The organism is Achromobacter pestifer (assembly GCF_902859625.1).
GTDB classification, from domain to species: Bacteria; Pseudomonadota; Gammaproteobacteria; order Burkholderiales; family Burkholderiaceae_B; genus Achromobacter; species Achromobacter pestifer.
Genome location: NZ_CADIJX010000014.1, coordinates 1 through 15,596 on the forward strand (window position 1 = coordinate 1; position 15,596 = coordinate 15,596).

At 62.4% G+C, this 15,596-nt stretch carries 12 protein-coding genes, 1 tRNA gene and 1 pseudogene; 6 read left to right on the top strand and 8 right to left on the bottom strand.

The annotated features are described in order from the left end of the window. The first annotated feature begins 25 nt into the window (after positions 1–25). The 5 genes from HV753_RS28995 to HV753_RS29015 all read left to right on the top strand — a co-directional run bounded on the left by HV753_RS28995 (position 26) and on the right by HV753_RS29015 (position 6,578). On the top strand, positions 26–3,433 hold the full coding sequence (locus HV753_RS28995) for a YadA-like family protein (protein WP_246288419.1): 3,408 nt from the start codon (positions 26–28) through the stop codon (positions 3,431–3,433). Between the two features lie 67 nt (positions 3,434–3,500). After that, positions 3,501–4,322, top strand: a complete 822-nt coding sequence (bamE, locus tag HV753_RS29000; protein ID WP_175178026.1) for an outer membrane protein assembly factor BamE domain-containing protein — start codon at positions 3,501–3,503, stop codon at positions 4,320–4,322. 194 nt (positions 4,323–4,516) lie between these two features. Beyond that, complete coding sequence (locus tag HV753_RS29005) at positions 4,517–5,119, top strand: hypothetical protein (protein ID WP_246288420.1); 603 nt, start codon at positions 4,517–4,519, stop codon at positions 5,117–5,119. 218 nt (positions 5,120–5,337) lie between these two features. Next, positions 5,338–6,078, top strand: coding sequence for a S1 family peptidase (locus HV753_RS29010; RefSeq protein ID WP_175178027.1), 741 nt, complete (start codon positions 5,338–5,340; stop codon positions 6,076–6,078). A gap of 41 nt (positions 6,079–6,119) precedes the next feature. After that, complete coding sequence (locus tag HV753_RS29015) at positions 6,120–6,578, top strand: YbaB/EbfC family DNA-binding protein (protein WP_175178028.1); 459 nt, start codon at positions 6,120–6,122, stop codon at positions 6,576–6,578. Positions 6,579–6,793: 215 nt separating this feature from the next. On the opposite strand, the gene HV753_RS29020 is transcribed toward HV753_RS29015, so the two are convergent. The 3 genes and pseudogenes from HV753_RS29020 to HV753_RS29030 form a co-directional block, all read right to left on the bottom strand. Further along, a complete protein-coding gene (locus HV753_RS29020; RefSeq protein ID WP_217481506.1) occupies positions 6,794–7,084 on the bottom strand; it encodes a HigA family addiction module antitoxin in 291 nt (96 codons plus the stop codon). Between the two features lie 14 nt (positions 7,085–7,098). Then, positions 7,099–7,376 (bottom strand): annotated as a pseudogene (locus tag HV753_RS29025) (type II toxin-antitoxin system RelE/ParE family toxin). 212 nt (positions 7,377–7,588) lie between these two features. Continuing rightward, positions 7,589–7,665, bottom strand: a tRNA-Pro gene (locus HV753_RS29030). 191 nt (positions 7,666–7,856) lie between these two features. Between HV753_RS29030 and HV753_RS29035 the strand changes: the two genes are divergently transcribed. Beyond that, positions 7,857–9,233, top strand: coding sequence for an MFS transporter (locus tag HV753_RS29035; RefSeq protein WP_175178030.1), 1,377 nt, complete (start codon positions 7,857–7,859; stop codon positions 9,231–9,233). A gap of 71 nt (positions 9,234–9,304) precedes the next feature. Here the strand turns inward: HV753_RS29035 and pstB are convergent, their stop codons facing one another. The 5 genes from pstB to ppk1 all read right to left on the bottom strand — a co-directional run bounded on the left by pstB (position 9,305) and on the right by ppk1 (position 15,518). Then, positions 9,305–10,081: a phosphate ABC transporter ATP-binding protein PstB gene (gene pstB / locus HV753_RS29040; RefSeq protein ID WP_006221056.1), complete on the bottom strand. Its 777-nt coding sequence runs from the start codon at positions 10,079–10,081 to the stop codon at positions 9,305–9,307. Positions 10,082–10,129: 48 nt separating this feature from the next. After that, positions 10,130–10,984, bottom strand: a complete 855-nt coding sequence (pstA, locus tag HV753_RS29045; RefSeq protein WP_175178031.1) for a phosphate ABC transporter permease PstA — start codon at positions 10,982–10,984, stop codon at positions 10,130–10,132. 26 nt (positions 10,985–11,010) lie between these two features. Beyond that, complete coding sequence (pstC, locus tag HV753_RS29050) at positions 11,011–12,027, bottom strand: phosphate ABC transporter permease subunit PstC (RefSeq protein WP_175178032.1); 1,017 nt, start codon at positions 12,025–12,027, stop codon at positions 11,011–11,013. A 156-nt stretch (positions 12,028–12,183) separates the two neighbouring features. Next, on the bottom strand, positions 12,184–13,224 hold the full coding sequence (gene pstS, locus HV753_RS29055) for a phosphate ABC transporter substrate-binding protein PstS (protein ID WP_175178033.1): 1,041 nt from the start codon (positions 13,222–13,224) through the stop codon (positions 12,184–12,186). Between the two features lie 218 nt (positions 13,225–13,442). Further along, on the bottom strand, positions 13,443–15,518 hold the full coding sequence (gene ppk1 / locus HV753_RS29060; protein WP_175178034.1) for a polyphosphate kinase 1: 2,076 nt from the start codon (positions 15,516–15,518) through the stop codon (positions 13,443–13,445). Positions 15,519–15,596 lie beyond the last annotated feature (78 nt).

Consider the following 15,596-nt stretch of genomic DNA (forward strand, 5'->3'; position numbering starts at 1 on the left):
CGAAGCCGATAGCGATGTAGTCAACATGTCGCAACTGAATGAGACCAACACCACTGTCTCGACCGTGGACAACCGTGTGACCAGCGTCGATAACCGGGTCACCAGTGTCGACAACCGCGTCACGAACGTCGACAACCGCGTGATCGGCTTGGAAAACGATGCACTGCTGTGGGATCCGGCTGCCGATGGCGGCGCAGGCGCCTACAGCGCCAATCATGGCGGCACCGGCCCGAACAAGATCACCAATGTCGCCGCAGGCGACCTGACCAACACCAGCACCGATGCGGTCAACGGCAGCCAACTCAAGACCACCAACGATCAGGTCACGTCCATCGACAACCGTGTCACCACGGTCGAAGGCGACGTGACGACAATCGGCGACCGCATTGAAAACGTCTACAACACCGGCACCAAGTATTTCCATGCCAACTCCACCGGCACGGACTCCCAGGCCATCGGCCAGGACTCGGTCGCCATCGGCATGGGCGCCGTTGCCAGCCACGACGGCAGCGTCGCGTTGGGCGCGGGTTCCATCGCCACCGGCGCCACGCTGAGCAACGAAGCCTACCTCGTCGGCGGCCAAGCCACGGGTGAAGTGAACGTGGGCGAACGCCGCATCACCGGCCTGTCGGCTGGCGCAGAAGACTCCGACGCCGTCAACGTCGCACAGTTGAAGCAAGTCGCGACCGACTCCACCGCCGATGCCGTGAAGTACGACAACAGTACGCACAACACCGTGACGATGACGGGCGACACGTACAACTCCACCACCAAGACGGGCGGCACGAAGATCACCAACGTCGCGCGCGGCGAAGCCGATAGCGATGCGGTCAACATGTCGCAACTGAATGAGACCAACACCACTGTCTCGACCGTGGACAACCGTGTGACCAGTGTCGATAACCGCGTTACCAGCGTCGACAACCGTGTCACCACGGTGGAAGGCGACGTGACGACAATCGGCGACCGCATTGAAAACGTCTACAACACCGGCACCAAGTACTTCCACGCCAACTCCACCGGCACGGACTCCCAGGCCATCGGCCAGGACTCGGTCGCCATCGGCATGGGCGCCGTTGCCAGCCACGACGGCAGCGTCGCGTTGGGCGCGGGTTCCATCGCCACCGGCGCCACGCTGAGCAACGAAGCCTACCTCGTCGGCGGCCAAGCCACGGGTGAAGTGAACGTGGGCGAACGCCGCATCACCGGCCTGTCGGCTGGCGCAGAAGACTCCGACGCCGTCAACGTCGCACAGTTGAAGCAAGTCGCGACCGACTCCACCGCCGATGCCGTGAAGTACGACAACAGTACGCACAACACCGTGACGATGACGGGCGACACGTACAACTCCACCACCAAGACGGGCGGCACGAAGATCACCAACGTCGCGCGCGGCGAAGCCGATAGCGATGCGGTCAACATGTCGCAACTGAATGAGACCAACACCACTGTCTCGACCGTGGACAACCGTGTGACCAGTGTCGATAACCGCGTTACCAGCGTCGACAACCGTGTCACCACGGTGGAAGGCGACGTGACGACAATCGGCGACCGCATTGAAAACGTCTACAACACCGGCACCAAGTACTTCCACGCCAACTCCACCGGCACGGACTCCCAGGCCATCGGCCAGGACTCGGTCGCCATCGGCATGGGCGCCGTTGCCAGCCACGACGGCAGCGTCGCATTGGGCGCGGGTTCCATCGCCACCGGCGCCACGCTGGGTAACGAAGCCTACCTCGTCGGCGGCCAAGCCACCGGCGAAGTGAACGTGGGCAATCGCCGCATCACCGGTCTGTCGGCTGGCGCAGAAGACTCCGACGCCGTGAACGTCGCGCAGTTGAAGCAAGTGGCCACCGACTCCACCGCCGACTCCGTCAAGTACGACAACAGCACCCACAACACCGTGACGCTGTCTGGCGATACGTACAACTCGACCACAAAGACCGGTGGCACGCGCATCACCAACGTCGCCGCCGCCGTGGACGGCAGCGATGCGGTCAACCTGGACCAGCTTGAAGGGGGGAAGACGCGCTACTACAGCGTCAACGACGGCGGCGTGGTCGGCGCCAATTACGCCAACGACGGCGCGACCGGCAACAACTCGCTGGCCGCCGGTGTCGCCGCCGGTTCAAGCGGCGCGCAAAGCGTGGCGCTTGGCTTTAACGCGAAGGCGTACTCATCGCAGAGCGTGGCCCTTGGCGCCAACAGCATTGCAAACGCAAGCCTGGTTGCCGGTGCCTACAACCCGAATCCGCTCTTCACCTTGGCCGGCCTGACGCCGATCGGCGAAGTCTCTGTGGGCTCGGTCAGCCAGGAACGCCGTATCACCAACGTCGCCGCCGGCTCCGCCGACACCGACGCGGTGAACGTCAGCCAATTGCGGTCAGCAGTCAGCGCCATCCCGACGACGCCCACGGTCAACGACCGCGCGGTGAAATACGACGGCGCAGCAGGCTCGCCCAAGAACAAGATCACCCTGGAAGGAGCCGTCTCGACGGACGGCGGAAAGACCGGCGGCACGACGATCACCAACGTCAGCCAAGGTGTTCTTTCCAAGACCAGTACCGACGCGGTCAACGGCAGCCAGCTTTTCGAAACCAACCAGAAGGTCGAGAACATCGATGGCCGCGTGACCAATATCGAAAACAAGTTCATCGAGAACATGAACGACCTGGAGAACGGCTCGCGCTACTTCAAGGCGGACGGCACCAACACGGATGCCGACAAGGCGACCGTGCAGGCCGGCACCAACGGCGTCGCATCCGGCGCCAATGCGAACGTCACCGCGAACAACGGTGTCGCCATCGGCAACAGCGCCGTGTCTTCGGCGGAAGAAGCCGTGGCTGTCGGCGCGAATGCGAAGGCCTCCTCGGCCGGAGCGACCGCGACAGGCAGCGGGGCGCGCGCCTCGGGCAAGAAGAGCGTCGCGGTGGGACAAAACGCCAACGCCAGCGCCAACAACGCTGTCGCGGTTGGCGCGGGCGCCCAAGCGTCGCATGCAAACAGCGTGGCGTTGGGCACGGACTCGGTGACCAGCCGCGACAACTCCGTGTCGGTGGGCTACGCAGGCGGCGAACGTCAGATCACGAACGTGGCGGCAGGCACGGCCCCCACCGATGGCGTCAACGTTTCGCAGTTGAATGACGCCAAGAACGACGTCATCAACTACACGAACGGAAAGCTGAGCAACCTGCGCAACGATGCCAACGCTGGAACGGCATCCGCGATGGCCATGGCCGCGTTGCCGCAAGCGACCCTTCCCGGCAAGGGCATGGTTGCGATCGGCGGCGGTACGTACGGCGGCCAAAGCGGCATGGCGGTCGGTGTCTCGGGCATGTCCGAGAGCGGCAAGTGGGTGTTCAAGGCAAACGCCACCACCAATACGCGAGGCAATGTAGGCGCCGGCGTGGGTGTCGGCTTCCACTGGTAATCCGTCCGTCACTAACCCTCCCTGCGGCCGGTCTGGCCGCAGGCGACTTCTCTCTGGTTGAACGATCATGAAGACAAACAGAATGTGGACAGCCCGCGCCCTGGCGGTGTCGGTCCTGATGCTCTTGCAGGCATGTTCCTTCGCACCTGCCGGGATGGGCGGGGCAGCGGAATCCGCCTTTCCCGCGCCGGAAAAGGCGTGGCCCAAAGAAGGCTCCTATCCCAACCCCGAAAACCTCCGGCTATTGAGGCCGGGAATGACCAAAGACCAGTTGTACGGCCTGTTGGGCAGACCTCATTTCAACGAGGGGTTCTTCAACGTGCGGGAATGGAACTACCTGTTTCAGATCAGCGCCAGCGGCGCGCCCTCGGCATACGTCGTCACGTGCCAGCTCAAGGTCAAGTTCGACCCCAACATGCGGGCCGAATCTTATCAATGGAAGCCAGAAAACTGCGCAGAACCGCAGCCTGCGCCCCTCCGTGCCCATGCCCCGTCTGTCGAGGTCCTGAAGCGGGTAGTCCTGTCTGGCGACGTCCTGTTCAGTTTCAACGGATCGAGCCTGAACGACATCACGCCCCGGGGCCGCCAGCAACTGGAAAAACTGGCGGCTGAACTCGACGGGTTGAAGAATGTCTCCCGGATCGAGATTTCGGCCTATGCCGACCGGATCGGCAGCGACGGGTACAACCTGGCGCTGACGCAAAAGCGTGCGATGTCGATCCAGGCGCTGCTGGAGCGCTCGGGCTTCGATGCAAGCATCATTCAGGCCCGCGGTCTGGGCAAGTCCTCTCCGCCGGTTTCGCAATGCGGCTCCCTGCCGAAAGCAGAACTCATCCGGTGCACCGCACCTGACCGTCGGGTAGAGATTCAGGTCATCGGGATGTACTGATCCCCATTGGCGTGAAAGAGGGTTAGCGTGCTTCCTGTGCTAACCCATTGTTTTCAGTGTCCGGAAGATGCGGCGCAATCGGTGCGGCCTGCGCGAAATGTGACATTTTGCCCATCATCCACGCCCTGGCGCTAGCAGGCCGCCATGTCGAAAGCGGTATCATGACGCCACCCTAAATCACCGGATCCGTTGTCGTGACAAAACCCGCATTGCTGCTGGCGCTGGCCATTGTATTGGCTGGCTGCTCCAAAGAAGAATCGCCTTGGACCCGCCTGCAAGCAGCGACGCCGCAATTGAAGGTAACGGCCAATACTCCAGACGCCGCCGTGAAATCCTGGTGGCATGTCCGCGACGAAGAAGAACGGTACGCGGTCGCCGTCTGCAAGGAGTTGGCCGAGCTGTACCGCCCTCTCCGCTCCGCCCGCGACAGCGTGTCGACGGAAGGGCTCCAGGCCAATCTGGCTGGCAATGAGAAATGCGACCAGGAGAGCTACGACCGGGAAATCGTGAACGTCGATGTCCAATCCAACACCCGCGCACTCGTCGTCGCCCACATCCGGAATTCCAAGCCTCCCACCCCGGGCTATGTCATGAACATCGATGAACGGGACAAGAAAGAACGGGGCGTGCGGATGCAGTACCTGCTTGAACGCGCCGACAACACGCAGGCCTGGAAAGTCGCCCAGGTTTACGACCAGCATCGGTACTGCACGGTCACGCCGGTGAACGGATGGTGCCCGCTGTACAACCAGAGCCCGGGCTCCGGCCATACTTACGTGTTGGAGTCCGCCCAGTAAGCCCGAACGACGTGTCGTTCACGGGCAGGTACGGCGGGATCAGTTGGCGGTCGCGCCCGTCCGCCGGGTTTCATGACGCCTGAAAGACATGACTGCCCGCCCGCCTGCCAGGACGGTCACTGGCGGGACATGCTTGGGCAGTATCCTCGCAGCCTTTGATCCCGCCCCGGCCTTGCGCAGCGACAGCGCTCCGGGCGCCCGCTACCGGAATAAGCAGGATGAAGGGTTGGCACCACCCCGTGCACTGGCGGCAATGGGCACTGATCGCGGCCGCCGCGTTCGGTGCCGCGCCGTCCTGCATGGCGGCACCGCTTGCGACACTGCAAACTCAGGCGTCCGGCGTGTTCTTGAATGCGTCGGGCAATGTCCTGACCGCGCGCCATGCCGTGACGGATTGCGCCGTCGTCTACGCGATCAAAGGCAGCCAGGTTGTGCGCGCCCATCTGTTGGCGCAAAGCGAGGCGCTGGATCTGGCCGTGCTGGACACCACCCTGACGCCGTATCTGGCCGCCACGCTGCCTAGCTCGGACGACTGGGAAACCGGCCAGATCGGTGTCTTCGCCGAGGCGTACGGCGTCCTGCAAGACATGCCCGAACGCGCCAGCACCGTATTCAACGCCATGACGGTCCCGTCGGACGACAGCCTGTCGATGCTATCTCCGGTCAGGCCCGGCGCCAGCGGCAGCCCGGTACTCGGAAAAGCGGGCCTGATGTTGGGCGTGATCGTGGAGCGCGTGGCCGTCGACCGTTCCGGGCCGGGTCGCGTCATGCTCAGCCGGGCGCAATCCGCGCCGTCCGGCATCGGCACCCGCGTGAAGGCCGTCTCCGCGCCGCGCATCAAAGCCTTCCTGCGCGAGCAGAACATTGCCTTTTCCGAAAGCGACGCCCCGCAGTTGGGGCCGATGCAGGCCCAAGCCCCAAGGGCAGCCACGCTGTCCGTCGGCATCATCTGCGGTTGAGTCCTGTCATCCGACCCAGCCCTCTCCCTCTGGAATCCGCCATGGCCATTTCCCCATCCGCCGTCCTTCCTTTCCGGTCCCGTCTGCGCGTGAAGGCAGGCAACGCCTTGCGCGTCCTGACGATGGCATTGGGCTTGAGCACCGCCCACGCGCCCGCTCAGTCGCAGTCCGCGGTGCCGCAGCACTGGATCAACTATGCGCAGTTGGTCGGTAACCAGTTCCAGGCCTGGCTGGCAGACCCCGCGCAGGAATCCGCGCAGCGGCTGCACGCGCAGTTGCAAGCACGCGCCGAACATGGCGAGCCGACCGCGCCTATCGTGATGCGCGTCTGGATCGGGCTGGATGGGCGAGTGGAACGTGCCGAGTTCAATTCCCTGGGCGATCTGCAAACCGACACCGACTTGCGGGGAGTGCTGATGGCTCAACCGTTGTCGGAACCCCCGCCCCGGGACATGAAGCAGCCGTTGATCATGCAGTTGAATTTGCAGGTAGGCACCTAGCCCACACGTAACGGCCAGACAGGCTTCAGACCCGCATCGGCCCGCGCAGGTTGCACGTTTCATGCTTACCGACGGCAGGCGGACGTTCCTCGGGATGACAACGGCAAACCGCCGACGATTCCGACTAGCGCTGGCCACTACTGGCCCACAACGCACAAAGGGTTAGCTCATTGACTGGGCTAACCCTTTGATTTTATGGCTTGGGACGGCCAGAGTCATTGCGCAGTTGCTGTCGAGGCCAACGGTCTAACGGGCGGCTGCTCGTGCTGTAGCGCCTGCCACAAATCATAGTTGGCCTGCATTGCAACCCAAGCCTGTGCAGTACCAGCCCCGGCATGCTCCAGCCGGACGGCCAGGTCGGGGCTGATGCCCGCCTTGCCATTGAGCACCCTGGACAGAGCCACCCGCGACATAGCCAGCCTGTCGGCGGCCTCAGTCACAGAAAGCCCCAAGGGGACAATGACATCCTCCCGGAGAACTTCGCCCGGATGCGGAGGGTTGTGCATCATGATGGTGGTTCCTAGTGGTAATCCTGGTAATCGACCAATTCGGCACCGGCCCCTGTAAAACGAAAAGTCACGCGCCAATTGCCGTTGACCCAGACCGACCAATGTTCCGCCAAGTCCCCTTTCAGGGAATGCAGCTTATAGCCTGGCAATTCATGTCCTGCGGCCCCTTCGCGACGTCCAAAACGGACAGAATGCGTCTGAGCTTGCCGACGTGTGCAGCCTGAATGCCTCGGGTTGAACCCGTGCGATAGAAGGCCTCAAGACCTTTGTGGCGGAATCCGATGACCATTCACAACCGTATCTTGTAACGATACACGATTCAAGCAGAGAGGGATGCAATTGTCTCGCTCGGCGGGGACATATACGGCAGGCATTGCGCCTGCTCGTCCACCACTCCAATCGGCCACAGGGTTGGTCAAATAGGAACCTCACAGCCCCAGACATAGCCCCAGAAATGCACAAGGGCTTACGCTTTTAAAGCGTAAGCCCTTGATTCTTTATTGGTCGGGGCGGTGGGATTCGAACTCACGACCCTCTGCTCCCAAAGCAGATGCGCTACCAGGCTGCGCTACGCCCCGAAGGGTGGCAACTATACCAGAATCCAACCCTGCCTGGGGCGCACTCGCCCCTTCGTCCCGAAACGACCGCTTTCCGGCATTCCTCTAATTGACACCTATATAGTTCAAGCCTAAATTAATTACGACTTCCGGCGCGACGATCGGTAGCGGCCTGCGGGCAAAAACACGCAAAAACACTCATCGGGAAACTCATGGCAAACGCCTCCCCTCCATCCGCCTGGGCCGTGCCCCGGCGGACTACCTATACTGTGCTGTTCGTCTGCTGGCTGGCCATTCTGTTTGAAGGCTACGACGTGGGCGTGATGGGTGCGGTGCTGCCGGCGCTGGCCGACGACAAGAGCTGGAACCTGTCTCCGATCGAGCTTGGCGTGCTGGGCAGCTACGCGCTGGCGGGCATGTTCGTTGGGTCTTTCGCCGTCGGCACGCTAAGCGATTTGCTGGGACGCCGCCGCATGCTGCTGGCCTGCGTCAGCCTGTTTTCGCTGACGATGATCGGCGCGTCCTGGGCGCCCACGCCCACTTGGTTCGCGGCGTTCCGTTTCGTCGGCGGGCTGGGGCTGGGCGGCGTGATTCCCGTCGCCGCTGCGCTGACCATCGAATACTCTCCACCGCCCAGGCGCGGCTTCAACTATGGGGTGATGTATTCGGGCTATTCGCTGGGCATCCTGTGTTCGGCAGCCGTCGCGATGGCCTTGCTCAGCCACTGGGGCTGGCGCTCGGTGATCGCCGTGGGCGCCCTGCCCTTGCTGCTGGTGCCGGTGCTGGCGCGGCTGTTGCCCGAATCGCTGGAATACCTCTTGGCCAAGGGTGACGAGGCCGGTGCGCGTGCGCAAGCGCAACGCCTGGGCATCGTGTCGCTGGATCCGTTCCGCCCCCGCGAAATGCCGGGTGAAAAAGCCACATGGCGCGATGTGCTGGCGGCCGTGTTTTCCCCCCGCCACCTGCGCGCCACCCTGTGCTTCTGGGGCGCCTTGTTCCTGGGCATGATGCTGGTCTACGGCCTGAACACCTGGCTGCCGCAGATCATGCGCAAGAACGGCTATGACCTGGGCTCCAGCCTGTCCTTCCTGCTGGTGTTCAGCCTGGCGTCCGCGATTGGCGGCCTGGTGTTGGGGCAGTTCGCCGACAAGACGGAACCGCGCAAGATCGTCGCCCTGTTCTTCCTGGTGGGCGCCGTGGGCATCTACTGCCTGACCTACAACAACCCGCTGGTGGTGAACTACCTGTGGGTGGCCCTGGCCGGCATAGGCAGCATTTCCTCTTCACTGATCTTGACGGGCTATCTGGCCGGTTACTACCCGGCGCACGCGCGCGGCGCGGCGACGGGCTGGGCGCTGTCGTTTGCCCGCATCGGCGCGATGAGCGGCCCTATCGTCGGGGGCTACCTGGCCGGCCTGAAACTGCCGCTGGCCTGGAACTTCATCGCCTTCTCTTGCGCGGCGGTGTTGGCGGCAATCTTCGTCGTGTTGATCCCCGCCCGCTACGCCGGCAACCGCGCGAACGCCGCACCGGACACCCCACAAGCCGGAGCCATGCCAGAACCTGCACGGACCTTGCAGCGTTCCTGATCCCTGGAATGCAAAACGGCGTGCCACACAGGCACGCCGTTTTCACATCAGGGCCTTAGCCGTATACGGAATCAGCCGAAACGGCCCGTGATGTAGTCTTCGGTTTCCTTGCGCGACGGCTTCACGAAGATCTGGTCGGTCTGGCCGAATTCCATCAGCTCACCCAGGTACATGTAGGCGGTGTAGTCCGAGCAACGGGCCGCCTGTTGCATGTTGTGCGTCACGATCACGACCGTGTAATCGTTCTTCAATTCAGCGATCAGCTCTTCGATCTTGGCGGTGGAAATCGGATCCAGCGCCGAACACGGCTCGTCCAGCAGCAGCACTTCCGGCTTGATGGCCACGCCACGCGCGATGCACAGACGCTGTTGCTGGCCGCCCGACAGGCTGTTGCCGCTTTGGTGCAGCTTGTCTTTCACTTCGTTCCACAGCGCGGCCTTGCTCAGCGCCCATTCCACGCGCTCGTCCATCTCGCCCTTGGACAGGCGTTCAAACAGGCGCACACCGAAAGCGATGTTGTCGTAGATGCTCATCGGGAACGGCGTGGGCTTCTGGAACACCATGCCGACTTTCGCGCGGATCAGCGAAATATCAGTCTTGGCCGTCAGCAGATTCTCGCCGTCCAGGATGATTTCGCCTTCGGCGCGCTGGCCAGGGTACAGCTCGAACATGCGGTTGAACGTGCGCAAGAGCGTCGACTTGCCGCAGCCCGACGGGCCGATGAAGGCCGTGACCTTCTTCTCCTGGATCGACATGTTCACATTGCGGATCGCATGGAACTTGCCGTAGTAGAAGTTCAGGTTCTTGACCTCGATCTTGTTCTTGACGGCGGTAGCGGTGTTTTCCATTTCTCTTCCCTTGGCTCCGGCACGCCATGCGTGCCGGCAAAGCGATCTTTACTTGCGGAACATGTTGCGGGCAATGATGTTGATGCCCAGCACCAGCAACGTAATCAGCGTGGCCCCGGCCCAGGCCAGGTCGTTCCAGTCCTTGAAGGGGCTGGCGGCGTATTGGTAAATCACGACAGGCAGGTTGGCCATCGGCGCATTCATGTTGAACGACATGAACTGATTGGACAGCGCGGTGAACAGCAGCGGCGCGGTCTCGCCCGAGATCCGGGCAATCGCCAACAGCACGCCGGTGATGATGCCGCTCTTGGCTGCGCGATAGCACACCAGGGTGATCATGCGCCACTTGGGGCAACCCAGCGCCGCCGCGGCTTCGCGCAAGCTGTTGGGTACCAGCAGCAACATGTTGTCGGTCGTGCGCACCACCACCGGAACCACCAGGATGGACAGTGCGATGGCGCCGGCCCAGCCCGAGTAGTGCCCCACCTGAGCCACGTACACGGCATAGATGAACAGGCCGATGATGATGGACGGCGCCGACAGCAGCACGTCATTCAGGAAGCGCGTCGCCGGCGCCAGCCAGCCCCGCTGGCCATACTCGGCCAGGTAGGTGCCGGCCAGGATGCCCACGGGCGTGCCGATCAGCGTCCCCACGCCCGCCATCACCACGCTGCCGAAGATCGCGTTGATCAGGCCGCCGGATTGGCCCGGCGGCGGCGTGATCTCGGTGAACAGCGTGTACGACAGTGCGGGCGCGCCCTTGACCAGCAGCGTCAGAATGATCCAGAACAGCCAGAACAACCCGAACGCCAGCGTGCCCAGAGACACGGTCAGCATGATGCGGTTGAGAATACGGCGGCGGCGGTAGACGCCATTCTGCATATTGAGTACGGATACAGCCATGATCTTTTCCTTGTGCTCGCGCCGCGTCAGGTCTTCTTGCCTTCACCTGCGGACAGGCGAACCAGCAATACCTTGGCCAAGGCCAGCACGATCGTCGTGATCAGGAACAGGATCAGGCCCAGTTCCAGCAACGCCGATTTCTGAATGCCGCCCGCTTCATTGAATTCGTTGGCCAGCGCAGAGGCGATCGAGTTGCCCGGCGAGAACAACGAGCCAGACCACTTGAAGGCGTTGCCGATCACGAACGTCACGGCCATCGTTTCACCCAGGGCACGCCCAAGGCCCAGCATGATGCCGCCGATGACGCCCGACTTGGTGAAGGGCAGCACCACGCGCCACATCACTTCCCAGGTCGTGCTGCCCAGGCCGTATGCCGATTCCTTCAACATCGTCGGCACCAGCTCGAACACATCGCGCATCACTGCGGCGATGAACGGAATGATCATGATGGACAGGATCAGGCCGGCAGTGAAGATGCCGATACCAAACGGCGGGCCCGCGAAGATGCCGCCGATGACGGGTACGCTGCCCAAGGTGGCGATCAGGAAGGGCTGCACGTACTGCTGGAATACGGGCACGAAAACGAACAGGCCCCACATGCCATAAATGATGGACGGGATGGCCGCCAGCATTTCGACTGCCGTGCCCAGCGGGCGGCGCAGCCAGGTGGGTGACAACTCGGTCAGGAAGATGGCGATGCCGAACGACACCGGCACCGCAATGATCAACGCGATGGCCGAGGTCAGCAAGGTGCCGATGATCGGCACCACGGCGCCATAGTTCTGATTGACGGGATCCCAGTCATTCAGCCACAGGAACGACAAGCCATATTTGGCCAGTGATTCGCGGCTGCCGTAGATCAGGGATACGAGAATCGCCGCCAACAGAATGAACACCAGGAAGGCGAACAGGCGGGTCAGATTCTTGAAAAGCGCATCCATCAGCGCATTTTTATTTTGCTTCATAGGCGAAGGAGTGCCGGTAGTCACGGAGTCCGCCGCATTGGGCGAAAGCGGCACACTATTATCCATTACCGCGCTCATGGATGGACTTTCCTTAGGTAACCTGGGGGAACAACGGGAGGACTTGCGGCGAACCGCCCCGGTTCTTCTGCGGACAGAAGTCCTGGGGCGGTTGCTGATGAGTTGCGCGTTGGGACCGGCGTTCTTGTGCCGACCCTTCCCGCGCTACACCCATCCTTACTTCCAGACGGCCTTGCCGTCGGCAGCCTTCACTTCGCCCCAAGCAGCACGGATTTCCTTGGTGACGGCTTCCGGCAGCGGCACGTAGTCCATGGCTTCGGCCGACTTGGCGCCGTTCTTGAACGCCCAGTCAAAGAAGTCCAGCACAGCCTTGCCTTGAGCCGGCTTGTCTTGCGACTTGTGGATCAGGATGAAGGTGGCGGCGGTGACGGGCCAGGAATCAGCACCCGGCTCGTCGGTCAGGACCACGCCCATACCCGGGGCGCTCTTCCAGTCGGCGTTGGCGGCAGCGGCGGCAAAGGCCTTTTGCTCCGGCTGCACGAACTTGCCTTCCTTGTTCTTCAACTGCGTCCAGGCCAGCTTGTTCTGCTTGGCGTAGGCGTATTCAACGTAGCCGATCGAGTTCTTCAGCTGGCCGACGTAGGCGGCGACGCCTTCGTTGCCCTTGCCGCCTTGACCCACGGGCCACTTGACGGCTTTGCCTTCGCCGACTTGCGACTTCCAGTCAGCCGACACCTTGGACAGGTAGTTGGTCCAACCGAAGGTGGTGCCCGAGCCGTCCGAACGGTGCACGACGATGATGTCGGCCGAAGGCAGCTTGAGGTCGGGGTTCAGCGCCTTGATGGCGTTGTCGTCCCACTTCTTGATCTTGCCCAGGTAGATGTCGGCCAGCACGGCGCCCGTCAGCTTCAGCTTGCCCGGTTCGATACCGTCGACGTTCACGACAGCCACGGTGCCACCGATCACGGCCGGGAATTGCAGCAGACCATTCTTTTCCAGGTCAGCAGCCTTCATGGGATCGTCCGAGGCGCCGAAATCGACGGTCTTGGCGATGATCTGTTGCTGGCCGCCGCCCGACCCGATCGACTGGTAGTTGACCGCGCTGTTGGTGGCAGCCTTGTAGTCGGACGCCCACTTGGCGTAGACCGGGTACGGGAACGATGCGCCGGCGCCGGTGACATCGGCTGCCTGGACGGCAAAGACGGCGGCGCTCAGCGCAACGCCCAGGGAAACTTGCTTGAAGACACGTTTGAACATCAGGGTTCCTTCTGTGCTCGTTGGAGAGGTCTGGACAGGCTTTTTCGGTGCCTGTCTTTCAGCGACCCTCGCATCTTAGAAGCCCAACGTGACAAGATAGTGACAGTCACATACGCTTCATGCGACACCACATTTGTCCCTCAAAACACCACGGCCGCCCTGAGAATCAGGGCGGCCGCAGTATTTAGGGACGAGCCCCCATGTGACAACCAGGCGGGTTACACGCCCAGTTTCTGCATCAGGTACAGGTGCAGATTGAAAGGTTCACGGCGGCTCTTGACCCGCGCGTAATCACCGTCCGCCTGCTGTTGCCATGCCAATTGGTTATCGCGAAGCGCGTAAGTGAACGCCTCGTCGATAACGCGCTTCTTCAAGACCTTGTCGTAGATCGGGAAGGCAATTTCCACGCGGCGGAAGAAGTTGCGATCCATCCAGTCGGCCGACGACAGATAAACCGTTTCCTCGCCGTCCGCATAGAAATAGAACACCCGCGAATGCTCCAGGAAGCGGCCCACGATGGAACGCACCCGGATGTTCTCGGACAATCCCGGCACGCCGGCGCGCAGCGCGCAAACACCGCGCACGATCAGGTCGATCTTCACGCCGGCCTGGCTCGCCTTGTAAAGCTCTTCGATGACCTGTTCTTCCAGCAGCGAATTCATCTTGGCCATGATGCGCGAACGCTTGCCCGCCTTGGCCGCCCGGGCTTCCGCGCGAATCAGCGCCACCATCCCGTCATGCATGGTGAACGGCGACTGCATCAACGCCTTGAGCGAACGGCGCGCGCCCAGCCCGGTCAACTGCGCGAACACCTTGTCCATGTCCTCGCATAATTTCGGGTCCGCGGTCAGCAGCCCGAAATCGGTATAGAGCCTGGCCGTGCGCGGGTGGTAATTACCGGTACCCAAGTGGGCGTAGCGACGCAGCCGGCCGTTCTCACGGCGCAGCACCACCGCCATCTTGGCGTGCGTCTTGTGCGCCACCACCCCATACACCACGTGCGCGCCCACCTCTTCCAGCTTGGACGCCCAGTTGATGTTGGTCTGCTCGTCAAAGCGCGCCATCAGCTCCACCACCACCGTCACTTCCTTGCCGGCGCGCGCGGCGGCCAGCAGGATCTTCATCAGCTCGGAATCCTCGCCGGTGCGGTAGATGGTCTGCTTGATGGCCATCACGTCCGGATCCAGCGCCGCGGCCGTCAGGAAATCAATGACGGGCTGGAACGACTGGTACGGATGGTGCAACAGACGGTCCTGCTGGGCCACGGCCTCGAACAGCTCGGACGGCTTGTCACCCACGCGGTCGAACGGCGCCGGCACCGGCGCACGGTAATCCGGAAACAGCAGATCGGGCCGCAGATCCGAATTGCACAACTGCATCAGGCGCGACAGGTTCACCGGCCCGGGCACGCGGTAGGTATCCTCGGCCGTCAGCGAAAACTCGCGTTGCAGGAAGGTTTCCAGCGCGACGGGCGTCAGCTTGTCGATTTCCAAGCGCACGGCGGCGCCGAAGTTGCGCTGCGACAACTCGCCTTGCAGCGCATGGCGCAGGTTGGTGACTTCTTCCTCGTCCACGAACAGATCGCTGTTGCGCGTGACGCGCCACTGGTAGCAACCCAGCATCTCCAGCCCCGGGAACAGTTCGCCCACGAAGGCGCGCAGCAGGGACGTCAACAGGATGAAGCCTTCGGGGTGGCCGGACAGTTCCGGCGGCATCTTGATCAGGCGCGGCAAGGCGCGCGGCGCCTGCACCACGGCAATCGACGCCTGACGGCCAAAGGCATCGGCCCCTGCCAGCGAGACGATGAAATTCAGGCTTTTGTTGTAGACGCGCGGAAACGGGTGCGCCGGGTCCAGACCAATCGGGGTCAACAGCGGCATCACGTCGCGGTTGAACACATCGCGCGCCCATTCCTGCTGCTCGGCATTCCATTCGGAAGCGTGATGCAGGGTAATGCCCTCGGCCTGCATCGCCGGCAGAATATCGTCGTTCAGCAGGTTGTATTGCCGCGCAACCAGGGAATGCACAGCCTGCTGGACGTTTTCAAACGCCTGGTCCGGCGTCATGCCATCGGGGCCGACCAGATTGGGCGACTGGCGCTGTTGTTCCTTCAGGCTGGAAATCCGGATTTCAAAGAACTCGTCCAGATTGGAACTGACGATACACACGTACCTCAGCCTCTCCAGCAAGGGCGTCTTCGGATTCTCTGCCATCGCCAGCACACGTTCGTTGAATTTGAGCAGCGACAACTCGCGATTCATGAGCAAGGGCTCGCCGGGCGGGCGTGTGGGCATACCGGATTCCATACGTAGGGGGAGCGTGGAGTTTTACTGCAAATAGGTGACGGTTCTATGACACACCACTAAAACCGT